8 protein-coding genes are annotated in these 13,316 nt (G+C 70.9%); 3 read left to right on the top strand and 5 right to left on the bottom strand.

Annotated elements, in window-relative coordinates; genetic code table 11:
* The first annotated feature begins 270 nt into the window (after positions 1-270).
* On the top strand, positions 271-2,115 hold the full coding sequence (locus ACZ3HQ_RS08800; RefSeq protein WP_467508983.1) for a glycoside hydrolase family 76 protein: 1,845 nt from the start codon (positions 271-273) through the stop codon (positions 2,113-2,115).
* A gap of 16 nt (positions 2,116-2,131) precedes the next feature.
* On the opposite strand, the gene ACZ3HQ_RS08795 is transcribed toward ACZ3HQ_RS08800, so the two are convergent.
* The 5 genes from ACZ3HQ_RS08795 to ACZ3HQ_RS08775 all read right to left on the bottom strand — a co-directional run bounded on the left by ACZ3HQ_RS08795 (position 2,132) and on the right by ACZ3HQ_RS08775 (position 8,036).
* Positions 2,132-3,073, bottom strand: a complete 942-nt coding sequence (locus tag ACZ3HQ_RS08795) for an ABC transporter permease (protein ID WP_467509071.1) — start codon at positions 3,071-3,073, stop codon at positions 2,132-2,134.
* A gap of 80 nt (positions 3,074-3,153) precedes the next feature.
* The gene (locus ACZ3HQ_RS08790; protein ID WP_467508982.1) at positions 3,154-4,119 is read right to left on the bottom strand and encodes an ABC transporter permease; all 966 of its coding nucleotides are present in this window, start codon (positions 4,117-4,119) and stop codon (positions 3,154-3,156) included.
* On the bottom strand, positions 4,112-5,677 hold the full coding sequence (locus ACZ3HQ_RS08785) for a sugar ABC transporter ATP-binding protein (protein ID WP_467508981.1): 1,566 nt from the start codon (positions 5,675-5,677) through the stop codon (positions 4,112-4,114). Before ACZ3HQ_RS08785 ends, ACZ3HQ_RS08790 begins: the two co-directional genes overlap by 8 nt.
* Positions 5,678-5,745: 68 nt before the next feature.
* A complete protein-coding gene (locus ACZ3HQ_RS08780; RefSeq protein WP_467508980.1) occupies positions 5,746-6,840 on the bottom strand; it encodes an ABC transporter substrate-binding protein in 1,095 nt (364 codons plus the stop codon).
* 158 nt (positions 6,841-6,998) lie between these two features.
* Entirely contained in the window at positions 6,999-8,036 is a 1,038-nt protein-coding gene (locus ACZ3HQ_RS08775; protein WP_467508979.1) for a LacI family DNA-binding transcriptional regulator, read from the bottom strand.
* Between the two features lie 151 nt (positions 8,037-8,187).
* Between ACZ3HQ_RS08775 and ACZ3HQ_RS08770 the strand changes: the two genes are divergently transcribed.
* Complete coding sequence (locus tag ACZ3HQ_RS08770) at positions 8,188-10,833, top strand: PA14 domain-containing protein (protein ID WP_467508978.1); 2,646 nt, start codon at positions 8,188-8,190, stop codon at positions 10,831-10,833.
* A gap of 74 nt (positions 10,834-10,907) precedes the next feature.
* Positions 10,908-13,295, top strand: coding sequence for an RICIN domain-containing protein (locus tag ACZ3HQ_RS08765; RefSeq protein ID WP_467508977.1), 2,388 nt, complete (start codon positions 10,908-10,910; stop codon positions 13,293-13,295).
* The last annotated feature ends 21 nt before the right edge of the window (positions 13,296-13,316 follow it).

The raw sequence follows: 13,316 nt of genomic DNA, 5'->3' as shown, positions 1-13,316 counted from the left end.
CAGGGGGCGGTGGCGCTCTCACGAGCGCGACGGACATGCGGAGACGACGGGTGCAGCACAGGTGCGGTACAGCGATAGATGCGATACGGCGATACAACGTTGTAAACACGGCTCCCCGGCATGAGACCACGCTCCGCTTTCCGGTGTCCAGATCCGGAACGGACAGCGTTGTCAGGGTAGTTGGCTGTGGCTGCTTTTGATGCTGTACAGCCCTTCCCCGCGGTGCTGTCGTGCCACTGACTGGGCTTGTTCAACGTTGGAGGGTTCGCCATGCCGGTTCACAGACCCCGTTTCCTCGGCGCACTGCTGGCCCTCGCCCTCGCAATCGGCGGAGTGCTCGCCCTGCCTTCCCCCGCCCGTGCCGCGCCGGCCGTGTGCGCGCTCTCCTGCGACACCCTCGACCCGTCCAAGGCGCGCCAGGAGTCGTTCCCGGTGCCGGACCGGACCGTCAACGGCCGCCTGCTGAGGCTGCATGTCTCCGAGCCCGACAGCATGGCCTGGGCCAGCGTGGACCAGGGCAAGCAGGGTGACACGGTGTGGCTGGACCGCTCCTGGGACCGGGGGACGAGCTGGGACGGGCTGCTGGGGAAGGCGAGCATCCCCTCCTCTTGGACCGGCACCCGGACGCTGATGTACAACGTCACCGATCCGGTCGGCCACCGGCGCGGCTGGGTCCGGGCCTGTGCGGACGCGGCCGGGGTCACCTGCACGGACTGGTTCCGCCCCCGGGTGTGCGACGGCACCTCCTGCGACGGTGGCGACCCCGCCACGGCGGCCCGCGACGAGCGTCCGGTGCCCGCCACCACCCTGTACGGACGCACCATCAGCCTGCACATGGACCAGGCCAATGGGCTGGCGTGGGGCGTGGTGGAGAACGGTGGCGCGGGCGACGAGGTCTGGCTGGACCGCTCGTGGGACGAGGGCGCGAGCTGGCCGGAGGGCTCCTCGCTCGGCCGGACCAGCGTGCCCTCCGGGTCGTCCTCGACGCGCACGGCGATGTATGCAACCCGCGACCCGCGCGGCCTGCTGTACGGCGGTGCGGTGCGTGCCTGCGGCCGCGAGTCCGCGCACCAGGACGGGAGTTGCACCGCCTGGGCACGCCCGGCGCCGACCCGGGCGCGGGGCGCGGCGGACGCCCTGATGGCGTCGTACCGGACCGACGAGGGCTGGTGGCGCAGCAGTTGGTGGAACTCGGCGGTGGCGCTGACCTCGGTCGTCGACTTCGCGCGGGCCACCGGAACGCACGACTACGACTGGGCGGTGGCGCGGACCTTCGAGCAGAACAAGGGGGTCTTCCCGGCCGGCGGGCGGAGTTCGGACCCGGTGGAGGGGCACTTCATCAGCCGGGCCGTGGACGACGCGGCGTGGTGGGCGGTCGCGTGGGTGGCGGCGTACGACCTCACGCACGAGCGGCGGTATCTGGACGAGGCGGTGACCATCACCGACTATGTGCGCGGGTTCTGGGACACGGGCACCTGCGGGGGCGGGGTGTGGTGGGACCGGGAGCGCACGTACAAGAACGCGGTGACCAGCGGCCTGTATTTGTGGCTGACCTCGGCGCTGCACCAGCGGCTCGGCGGGGACACGGTGTGGGGCGCGCGGGCGGTGACGGCCGGTGACTGGTATCTGGGCAGCGGGCTGATCAACGGGTCGGGGCTGGTGAACGACGGGCTCACCTCGGGGTGCGCCAACAACGGCCAGACGGTGTGGAGTTACAACCAGGGGCTGGCGATCGGCGGCTTCACCGAGCTGTGGCGTTCGACCGGGAACGCCCGCTATCTCGACACCGCGAAGCGGCTGGCGGATGCCGCGCTGTCCAGCCCCGCGCTGACGCGTGACGGGGTGCTGACCGAGTCGTGCGACGTGGGCGGCGCGAGTTGCGACGACAACCAGAAGCAGTTCAAGGGCGTCTTCGTCCGGCATCTGGCCGACTTGGCGTCCGCCTCCGGCTCGGCGGCCTACCGCGCGTATCTGGTGCGGCAGGCCGACTCGGTGTGGGCGAAGGACCGGGACCCGCTGAACCGGCTCGGCCAGCGCTGGGCCGGCGGGAGTCCGAACCAGGTGGACTGGCGGACCCAGGCGAGCGCGCTGTCGGCGCTGACCGCGGCCGGGTGAGCGGGCGTCGGGGCGTTCAGCCGACCCGGTGCCGTCTGGCCAGCCAGGTCTGGGCGACGACGACCAGGACGAGGAACGCCCCGCTGACCACCTGCTGGTAGGCGGAGTCGAGGGAGCCGATCTGGTTGATGACGTTCTGGATGACCTTGAGCAGCAGCACGCCGACCAGGGAGCCGCTGACGTAGCCGAGGCCGCCGGTGAGCAGGGTGCCGCCGATGACGACGGCGGCGATGGCGTCCAGTTCCATGCCGTAGCCGAGGATGGTGACGCCGGAGGCGAGGTAGGCGGCGTTCAGCGCCCCGGCGAGGCCGGCCAGCAGCCCGGACAGGGTGTACACGCTGATCTTGGTGCGGGCGACCGGGGCTCCCATCAGCGCGGCCGCCTGTTCATTGCCGCCGACGGCGTACACGCGCTGCCCGAACCGGGTGCTCCGCAGCAGCACGGCACCGCCCACGAACAGAACCGCCGTGATCCACACGGGAGTTCCGATGCCGAGCAGCTTGCCCTGGCCGAGGGAGGCGAAGACGGAGTCCGGGTCGACGAGGAAGGTGTCGGCGCCCTCGTCGGTGATGGCCAGCATGAGTCCGCGCGCGGCGAGCATCGAGGCGAGGGTGACGATGAACGGCGCGAGTCCGGTACGGGCCACCAGCAGCCCGTTGACCAAGCCGATCGCGGCGCACACCACCAGCGGCAGCAGCAGGGCGACGACGGTGCCGTACTGGGAGCCCCAGGCGGCGAGGACTCCGCCGAGGACGAAGACGGAGCCGACGGAGAGGTCGATGCCGCCGCTGACGATGACGAAGGTCATGCCGAGGGCGACGGTGGCGAGGAACGACGAGGAGATCGCGATGTTGCCGAGGTTGTCGCCCGTGGCGAAGGAGTCGAAGGACAGCGAGGCCACGGCGGCGAGGACGACGAGGGCGACCAGGGCGCCGTGCCGCTGGGCGAGCGCGGCCACCCGGTCGCCGCGCCGGGCGGTGTCGCCGGGGGCGGGCGCGGTCCGTCCGGCCGCCGCGGGGTGTTCCTTGGTGCTGGGCGTCACCGCTTCCCCCTCTCCCGTGCCGCGTACACCGCGAGCACGATCACCACGGCCTGGGCGATCTGGGTCCAGGACGAGGGCAGGTCGTGTTTGATGAGGGTGGCCGTCAGGAGCTGGATGAGGACGGCGCCGGCCACCGTGCCGCCGATGCGTACGCGTCCGCCGGTGAGCGGGGTGCCACCGACGACGACGGCGGTGATGGCGGACAGTTCCATCAGGTTGCCCAGGGAGCTGGGGTCGCTGGCCTGGAGCCGGGCCGTGGCGAGGAACCCGGCGACGGCGGCGAGGACGCCCGAGCAGATGTAGACCGTGATCAGCACCCGGTGCACCGGGAGTCCGGCGAGCTGGGCGGCGGGGCGGCTGTCGCCGATGGCGAGGAGGCGGCGGCCGAAGGTGGTCCGGCGCACCACGAAGCCGACGATCAGGGCGAGGGCGGCGGCGATCAGCGCGAGGTAGGGGATGCCGGCCACGCTGCCGGAGCCGAGCGTGGCCATGGCGGGGTCGCGCACGTCCTTGAGCTGGGGCAGCAGCACCAGGGCGAGGCCCCGGCCGCCGACCATGAGCGCGAGGGTGGCGACGATGGGCTGGACGCCGACGAACGCGATCAGCGAGCCGTTGGCGAGGCCGATGACGGCGCCGCCGACCAGCGCGGCCACCAGGGCGAGCCAGGGCCCGTAGCCGAGGTAGAGGGAGGTGACGGAGGTGGCGAGGGCCATCACGGCGCCGACGGAGAGGTCGATGCCCTCGGTGCCGATGGCCAGGGCCATGCCGAGGGCGACGATCAGCACCGGGGAGACCTGGACGGCCTGGGTGCGGAAGTTCTCGCCGGAGACGAAGTGGTCGGTGAAGAAGACGTTGAACAGCAGCAGGACGGCGAGGCCCAGGTACACGCCGTAGTTCTGGAGCCAGCCGACGACCGTGGTCCGGTCGGGCAGTGTCCTGTCGCCCAGGGCGAGTTCAGTCATGGCGGGGCGCCTCCTCCTCGGCGGCCTCGGCGATGGCCCGCAGGAGCTGGTCGGCGCCGACCTCGTCCCCGGTCAGCTCGCCGACGACCGAGCCGTCCCGGAGCACCACCACCCGGTCGGACCCTTCGATGAGTTCCTCCACGTCGGAGGAGATCAGCAGCACGCCGAGGCCGTTCTCGGCGAGTTCGTCGATGAGCTTCTGCACCTCGGCCTTGGCGCCGATGTCGATGCCGCGCGTCGGCTCGTCGAGCAGCAGCACCTTGGGGTGCATGGCCAGCCAGCGGGCCAGCAGCACCTTCTGCTGGTTGCCGCCGGAGAGTTCGCCGACCTTCTGATGCGGACTCGCGGCCTTGATCCGCAGCCGCTTCATGAAGGTGTCGACCACGGCGTCGACCTTGGCCTCGGAGACGAGCCCGAAGCGGGACATGCGGGGCAGCGCGGCCAGCGCGATGTTCTCCCGGACGGACAGGCCCGGCACGATCCCCTCGGACTTGCGGTCCTCGGGCAGCAGGCTGATCCCGGCCCGGATCGCGGCGGCCGCCGACCCGGTGCGCACCGGCCTCCCGTCCACGGTGACCTCTCCCCCGCCGAGCGGGAGGGCGCCCGCGATGGCCTTGGCGGTCTCGGTACGCCCCGAACCGAGCAGTCCGCCGAGTCCGACGACCTCACCGGGACGGATGTCGAGCGAGACGTCGTGGAGTTGGTGGCGCCGGTCCAGGTTGCGCGCGCTCAGCACCGGTCGGGACCTCGCGTCGTGGCCGCCGGTGAACTTGGTGACGCCCTCGGCGCGGACCTCGCTGGTCTCGCGGCCCAGCATCAGGGAGACCAACTGGAGGCGGCCGGTCTCGGCGAGCGGGCCGGTGTGCACCAGGCGGCCGTCGCGGAGCACGGTGACCGTGTCGCAGATGGCGTACAGCTCGTCCATGCGGTGGCTGACGTACAGCACGGCGATGCCCTGTTCACGCAGGCGCCGGATGACGCCGAACAAGGTCTCCACCTCGCGGGGTTCGAGCGAGGAGGTGGGTTCGTCCATGACGACCACGCGGGCGTCGACCGAGGCGGCGCGGGCGAGGGCGACCATCTGCTGGGCGCCGACGCCGAGTTCGCGCAAGGGACGGCGTACGTCGACGTGGACGCCGTACTCGGCCATGGTCTCCTGCGCCTCGCGGTGCATACGGGCGAAGTCGATCAGGCCGAGGCGGGTGCGGGGCTCGCGGCCGAGGAAGAGGTTGCGGGCCACGCTCATCAGGGGGATGAGGTTGACCTCCTGGTAGATCGTGGAGATCCCGGCGTGCTGCGCGGCGAGCGGGGTCGAGAAGGCCACCGGCTCGCCCAGGTGGCGCAGTTCGCCCTCGTCGGGGCGGTACACGCCGGTGAGGACCTTGATCAGGGTGGACTTGCCCGCGCCGTTCTCGCCGACCAGGGCGTGGGTCTGGCCCGCCCGCAGGGTGAACGTCACGTCGTCCAGGGCCAGTACACCGGGGAAGCGCTTGGTCAGGCCGGTGACGGCGAGGACTTCGTCGGGTGGTGCGGTCACGGCTGCTCTCCATGGGGTCATGGGCGACGTGCCTGCTCGGGGCGCCGGGAACCTTCGGGAGGTGCCCGGCGCCCGGTCGAAGTGGGCGCTCAGTACGCCTTGTTCAGGTCGGCCTTGGCGTTGGCCCCGGTGTACTGGCTGTCCTGGATGACGATGTCCTCGCCGACCGGCTTGCCCTGGGTGAAGGAGTCCAGGGTGGCGAAGGCCAGTGGGCCGAAGCGGGGGTTGGACTCGATGACGGCGCTGATCCAGCCGTCCGCGATGCCCTGCACGGCGTTGCGGGTGCCGTCGATCGTCACGATCTTCACGGCGCCGGGCTTCTTGCCGGCGCCCTTGAGGGCGTTGACGGCGCCGAGGCCCATCTCGTCGTTCTCGGCGTAGATCGCCTTGATGCCGGGCTTGGACTGGATGAGCTGCTCGGTGACCGACTGGCCCTTCTCGCGGGTGAACTCGCCGGTCTGCTTGAAGACGATCTTGAGTCCCGGGGCCTTGGCCTTGACGCGGTCCTCGAAGCCCTTGGTCCGCTCGGTGGTCACGTTGTTGCCGGCCGCGCCGAGCAGGATGGCGATCTCGCCCTTGCCGCCGGTGGCCTCGATCAACTGGTCGGCCGCGCGGCGCCCCTGGGCGACGAAGTCGGAGCCGATGAAGCTGACGTAGTCCTTGCAGGGGGCCGCGTTGATCTGCCGGTCGATGGTGATGATCGGGATCTTCTTGGCCTGGGCGGAGCGGAGCACCGGCTCCCAGCCGTCGGAGTTCAGCGGGGCGATCACGAGCAGCTCGGCGCCCTTGGCGATGAGGTCCTGGACATCGCTGATCTGCTTGGAGAACTGCGACTGGGCGTTGGCGGTGAGCAGCTTGATGCCGCGCTTCTGGGCCTCGGCCTTGATGGAGGCGGTCTCCGCGATGCGGAACGGGTTGGCCTCCTTCTCCGACTGGGAGAAGCCGACGGTGGCGTTCTTCAGGTCGAGCTTGTCGGCGCCGTAGTCGCCGATCGCGCAGGTCTTGCCGCCGCCGCTCTCGGCGACCTGCTTGCCCGCGTCGTCGCCCGCGCCGGAAGTCTGCGCGGGGACTGAGTTGTCGCTGTTGTCGCTCTCGGACTTGGTGCAGCCGGTGACGAGCGCCAGCCCGGCGACGAGCCCCATGGCGAGGATGTTTCTGGTGATGGTGCGGGAGTGCGGCTTCATGCGGATTACCCCACTTCGGGACTGCGGAAGGCCGTCCGGCCGTGACCAGATCAGGATGCTTTTTACATCGTTGGAAGTGCCGTGTAAACACCCTGTGCCGGGCTACACCGAACCGATACCAGCCCCAACTGGGGCCCGGGGACGGGGTTTTGCGCTGGTCAGAACGAGTGCGGGCGGCGTCCGAGGGTGCTCTCCCGCTCCACGAGGGTGAAGCCGGGCTGGAGCAGCCGGGCGGCCCGCGGAGCCTCATGGTTCTGGTCGCCCTTGAGCCGGCCGACGACGGACTCGACGGCGAGCCGGGCGATGGCCTCCTTGTCCGGGGAGACGGTGGTCAGGGTGACGGCGGCGTACCGGGACTCGGTGACGTCGTCGAAGCCGACCACCGCGATGTCCTCGGGCACCCGCAGGCCCCGCTCGAACATCACCCGCATCGCGCCCAGCGCGACCGGGTCGTTGTAGGCGAACACCCCGTCGGGGCGCTCGCCGGAGTCCAGCAGTTCGGCCATGGCGCGGGCGCCGTCCTCGTGGCCCCAGCCGCTCGTGGTGGCGACCAGCCGTTCGTCCACCGCCACGCCGGAGGCGGCGAGTTCGGCCTGCCAGCCGATGAACCGCAGATGGGCGGGCTGGTGGGAGTGGTCCCGGCGGGCGCCGAGGAAGGCGATGCGGCGCCGGCCGAGGGCGAGCAGATGGCGTACGGCGGCGCGGGCGGCGGCGATGTTGTCGATGACGATGTGGTCGTAGGGCAGGTCGTAGCGGCGCTCGCCGAGCAGGACCAGGGGGGCGTCGTCGCGGCGGGCGGCGAGGTCCTCGGTCTCCAGCTCCAGCGGGCTGAGGATCAGGCCGTCCATGACCCGGGCGCGGAAACCCTGGCAGACCAGGATCTCCTGCTCGCGCTGGCCCTGGGTGTGGTCGAGCAGGACGGTGTACTCGTGCTGGGCGGCCGCGTCGATGACGGCGCCGGCGAGTTCCGCGAAGTAGGGGTTGCCGAGCTCCGGCACGGCCAGGCCGATGATCCCGGTGCGGCCCTTGCGGAGGTGACGAGCGGTCAGATTCGGCCGGTAGCCCAGTTCGTCGATGGCCGACTGGACGCGGGCCCGCATGGCCGGGGTGACGTGCGGATAGTCGTTGACCACGTTCGAGACGGTCTTCACGGAGACCCCCGCACGTTCGGCCACGTCCTTCAGACTCACGCGCATCCTCAGTCCTCCCACGCCTCGTGTCAGACACCTGGACAGAGCGCAGGAGGCGTGTTCTCATGCCAACTGCCCTTGTTTCCAACGTTATACAAGATGTGCCGGAGCACGGGCAGAGCACGCACCCGCAACTCCGTTCCCCCCGGAGGTACTCGTGCCACCATCCTCTCGCCGCAGGTCCCGCCCGCACCACTGGCTGGCCTCCGCGTTCACCGCCCTGACGCTCGTGGTCTCGGGCGCCGCGGCCTCCCAGGCGTCAGCGGTGTCCCCGGACGCGCTGAAGGCCGACGGTCCGGCCGAGGCCCACGGCCTCAAGGGTGAGTACTACACCCAGTCGGCTTCCGGAGCCTTCGACTTCGCCACGCTGAAGGCGACCGCCTTCGACCCCTCGCTCGACTTCCCCGACCTCGAACCCCGCCTGAAGGCCCGCGCCGGGCAGCAGGACGATGTGAGCGTGCGCTGGACCGGCCGGCTCACCCCGGAGAAGTCCGGCGCGCACACCTTCTCGATCACCGGCGACAACGGCTTCCGGCTGTGGGTCGACGGCAAGGAGGTCATCGACCACTGGGTGGATGACTGGGACCGAGAGCAGAACTCGGCGCCCGTCACCCTGGAGGCGGGTCACGCCTACGACATCAAGGTGGAGTACTTCGAGCACTACGGCGGCTCCAACCTGCATGTGCGCTGGACGCCGCCCGGCGGTGCCAAGGAGGCGATCCCGCAGGCGGCGTTCAGCCTGCCGGACGGGTTCACCTACAACGGCCCGCTGGACTCGGCGATCCAGCCGGACGGCAAGACCCTGGTGCTGGACTTCGCCCAGCAGCTCCAGGCTCCCCCGGCCGGGTTCGACGACCACCTCGACATCGATGTCGGCGGCTCCGCCTGGCCCCGCGGCACCGCGCACCTGGACACCGCCGACCCGAGCAAACTGATCGTCCCGCTGACGGAACCGGTGGTCGGCGGCCACGGCGGCTACGCGGACCTGCGCTACGACGGCAAGGGCGGCCTGACCGGCACCGACGGCGTGGCGGTCTCCGACTTCTGGAGCACGGGCGGCAACCACTCCACCTACCAGCTCCGCACCCCGTGGGCCGACAAGGTGAGCCCCTCCAACGCCCATCCCGAGTACCCGCGGCCGCAGTTGACCCGCGACAAGTGGAAGAACCTCAACGGCACCTGGGAGTTCGCGGGTGCCAAGGCGGGTGAGCAGCCGCCCACGGGCAAGAAGCTGGGCGAGAAGATCCTGGTGCCCTACCCCGTCGAGTCCCAGCTCTCCGGGATCGAACGGCACGAGGACCGCATGTGGTACAAGCGCACCTTCACCGTCCCCACCGACTGGCAGGTGCACGGCACGCGCCGGCTCCAGCTCAACTTCGACGCGGTGGACTGGCAGGCCGTGGTGTACGTCAACGGCGAGAAGGTCGGCGAGCACAAGGGCGGTTACGACCGGTTCAGCCTGGACGTCACCGACGCGCTGAAGAGGAACGGCGGCCCCCAGGAGCTGATCGTCGGCGTCTACGACCCGACCGACTCGGCGGGCGGCGAGAACCCGCCGATGGGCAAGCAGCGCCTCGACCCCAGCGGCATCTGGTACACGCCCAGCTCCGGCATCTGGCAGACGGTGTGGATGGAGCCGGTGGGCCGGGACCGCGCCGAGGACGTGAAGACCACCCCCGACCTGGCGAACCGCTCGGTCTCGGTGAGCGTGCGCGGGGCGCGGGACGGCGTGCCGGTGACGGCTGTCGCCTATGACGGCGACCGCGAGGTCGGCCGGGCGAGCGGCACCGGCACCAAGCCCTTCTCGGTGCCGGTGCCCCGCCCGCACCTGTGGACCCCGGACGACCCGCACCTGTACCAGCTCAAGGTCACCGTGGGCCGGGGCAGCGGCACCGACCGGGTGGGCAGCTACTTCGGAATGCGCTCGGTCGAGGTCAAGACGGTGAACGGCAAGCAGCGCACCATCCTCAACGGCAAGCCGGTGTTCCTGATGGCCACGCTCGACCAGGGCTTCTGGCCCGACGGCCTGCACACCGCGCCGACCGACGACGCCCTCGCCTACGACCTGAAGGTGCACAAGCAGCTCGGCTACAACTCGGTGCGCAAGCACATCAAGGTGGAGCCGGACCGCTGGTACTACTGGGCGGACAAGCTGGGCCTCATGGTCTGGCAGGACATGCCGGCGATGAACACGGTCAACCCGTCGGCGGCGGCCCGTACCGAGTACGAGCACGAGCTGAAGGAGATGATCCTCCAGCACGACAGCCACCCCTCGGTGGTCATGTGGGTCACCTTCAACGAGGGCTGGGGTCAGTACGACCAGGCGCGGATCGCGGACTACGCCAAGTCCCTCGACCCGACCCGGCTGGTCAACAACATGAGCGGCCTGAACTGCTGCGGCGCGGTGGACGGCGGCAACGGCGACATCGCCGACGCCCACGGCTACCCGAGCCCGCAGGTCCCGCAGGCGGACGGCCGCAGGGCCCTGGTCAGCGGCGAGTACGGCGGCCTCGGTCTGGGGGTGCCCGGACACGCCTTCCCGGTCCAGATGACCTACGTCGGAGTGACCCCGGAGACGTACACCGACGTCTACCTCGACCGGCTGAAGGAGGTCGAGCAGCTCGCGGCCTGCAAGGGCGGCAACGGCGCCGTGTACACCCAGATCACGGACGTCGAGGGCGAGTTGAACGGTCTGCTCACCTATGACCGCAAGATCCTCAAGGCAGACACCGAGCGGCTGCACGCCGCGCACGAGGCGCTGATCAAGGGCGCCGAGAACGGCACGCTCACCTGCACCTCCTGAAGTACCGCGCGGCCCGCCCCTCTGCCGGGGCGGGCCGCGCGTCCCATGCCGGACTCACCCCCAGGAGCGCCCGCATGTCCCTCGACCGACGTCACTTCCTGGCCGGCGGCGCGCTGGCGCTGGGTTCGGCCGCACTGTCCGGCCCCCTGGCGTACGCCGCCCCCGGCGCCGCCCGCGCCCTCGCGCCGGCCGCCTTCACCCGGCTCGCGCCGGGCAGCATCACCGCACGCGGCTGGCTGGCCGGCCAACTCAGGCTCCAGCTTGAGGGGTTGTGCGGCCGCTACGACCAGCGCTCGCACTTCCTCGACTTCGACTCCTCGGGCTGGGTCCACCCCGAGAAGCCCGGCTGGGAGGAACTGCCGTACTGGCTGCGGGGTTTCGTCCCGCTCGCCATCGCCACCGGGGACGCCGACGCGCTGGCCAGAGCGCGCCGCTGGATCGACGCGGTGCTGGCCACCCAGCAGTTTGACGGGTTCTTCGGCCCCCGCGGCTTGCGCACCTCGCTGGACGGCGGCCCCGACTTCTGGCCGTTCCTGCCACTGCTGATGGCGCTGCGCACCTGGCAGGAGTACGCGGGCGACCAGCGGATCATCCCGTTCCTGACCCGCTTCCTGACCTTCATGAACGCCCAGGGCAAGGGCGCCTTCGACCACAGTTGGATCGCCACCCGCTGGGGCGACGGTCTCGATGTCGCGCTGTGGCTGCACGACCGTACCGGTGACGCCTTCCTGCTGGACCTCGCCGACAAGATGCACACCTGGGGCGCCGACTGGACAGGGCCGCTGCCCACCCCGCACAACGTCAACATCGCCCAGGGCTTCCGGGAGCCGGCCCAGTACGCCCGGCGCTCCGGCTCGGCCTCGGACACGGGTGCCACCTACCGCACGTACGAGCAAGTGCTCGGTGTGTACGGGCAGTTCCCCGGTGGCGGGTTCGCCGGGGACGAGAATCTGCGGGCGGGCTTCGGTGATCCCCGGCAGGGGTTCGAGACGTGCGGGATCGTCGAGTTCATGGCCAGCCACGAGCTGCTCACCCGCGTGACCGGGGACCCGGTGTGGGCGGACCGCTGCGAGGAGCTGGCGTTCAACATGCTGCCGGCCGCGCTCGATCCGCAGGGCAGGGCGGTGCATTACATCACCAGCGCGAACAGCGTCGACCTGGACAACGCGGTGAAGACGCAGGGGCAGTTCCAGAACGGCTTCGCCATGCAGTCGTTCCAGCCGGGCGTCGACCAGTACCGGTGCTGTCCGCACAACTACGGCATGGGCTGGCCCTGTTTCACCGAGGAACTGTGGCTCGCCACCCCGGACCAGGGTCTGGCGGCCGCCCTCTACGCGCCCTGCCGGGTGACGGCCACCGTGGCCGGCGGCACGCGGATCACCGTCACCGAGGAGACCGACTACCCCTTCGGCGAGACGGTCCGGCTCACCCTCTCCACGCGCCGCCCGGTCCGCTTCCCCTTGCGCCTGCGGGTGCCGGGCTGGTGCCCGGACCCGGTGCTCACGGTGAACGGCCGGGGGGTGGCGGCGCAGCCGGGCCCCGCCTTCGTCACCGTGGACCGTACCTGGGCGAACGGCGACGTCATCGCCCTGAGGCTCCCCCAGCGCACCACCATTCGTACCTGGGCGGGGGGCGAGAACGCGGTCAGCGTGGCGCACGGCCCGCTGACGTACGCGCTGAGGATCGGTGAGCGGTACGTCCGTTACGCGGGCGACGACACCTTCCCCGAGTACGAGGTGCACGCCACCACCCCGTGGAACTACGGGCTGGTGCCGGGTGCGGTGCCGGAGTTCGTCCGCTCGGCGGGCGCGGTCCCGGCCAACCCGTTCACCCTGGAGGGCACCCCCGTACGGCTGACGGTGCGGGCCCGCCGTATCCCCGAGTGGATCGCGGACGACGAGCACGTGGTCGCGCCGCTCCAGCCGAGCCCGGCGCGGTCCACCGCACCCGTCGAGACGGTGACACTGGTCCCGATGGGGGCGGCGCGGCTGCGGATCAGCAGCTTCCCGACCGCCGCGCCGGACGGCCGCCCGTGGACCCCGGAGCCGCCGTTTCGGCGGGTGCGGAACAAGCACAGCGGCAAGGTGCTCGCCGTGGACAACATGTCCACGGCCAACAGCGCCCGGGTGGTCCAGTACGACGACACGCCGACCGGCGACCACGCCTGGCAGTTGCTCGACCGGGGGGACGGCTGGTTCCTGGTCCGCAACGGTCACAGCGGCAAGGTGCTGGGCGTGGACGGCATGTCGACGGCCGACAGCGCGCTGGTCGTCCAGTACGAGGACAACGGCACCGACGACCATCTGTGGCGGCGTCTGGACAGCGGTGACGGCTGGTTCCGGCTCCAGAACAAGCACAGCGGCAAGGTCCTCGGGGTGGACCGGATGTCGACGGCGAACAGCGCGCAGGTCGTGCAGTTCGCCGACAACGGCACCGACGACCATCTGTGGCGGATCGGCTAGCTGCCGCCGCGAGTCGTCCCG

This window comes from Streptomyces sp. NPDC018263 (assembly GCF_055562575.1).
This window is presented reverse-complemented; position numbering and strand designations above follow the sequence as displayed.

What these genes read in the sequence shown, in the direction of transcription:
- ACZ3HQ_RS08800 (WP_467508983.1), top strand. Translation starts at nt 271, where the DNA reads ATGCCGGTTCACAGACCCCGTTTCCTCGGCGCACTGCTGGCCCTCGCC.
- ACZ3HQ_RS08790 (WP_467508982.1), bottom strand. Translation starts at nt 4,119, where the DNA reads ATGACTGAACTCGCCCTGGGCGACAGGACACTGCCCGACCGGACCACG.
- ACZ3HQ_RS08785 (WP_467508981.1), bottom strand. Translation starts at nt 5,677, where the DNA reads ATGACCCCATGGAGAGCAGCCGTGACCGCACCACCCGACGAAGTCCTC.
- ACZ3HQ_RS08780 (WP_467508980.1), bottom strand. Translation starts at nt 6,840, where the DNA reads ATGAAGCCGCACTCCCGCACCATCACCAGAAACATCCTCGCCATGGGG.
- ACZ3HQ_RS08775 (WP_467508979.1), bottom strand. Translation starts at nt 8,036, where the DNA reads ATGCGCGTGAGTCTGAAGGACGTGGCCGAACGTGCGGGGGTCTCCGTG.
- ACZ3HQ_RS08765 (WP_467508977.1), top strand. Translation starts at nt 10,908, where the DNA reads ATGTCCCTCGACCGACGTCACTTCCTGGCCGGCGGCGCGCTGGCGCTG.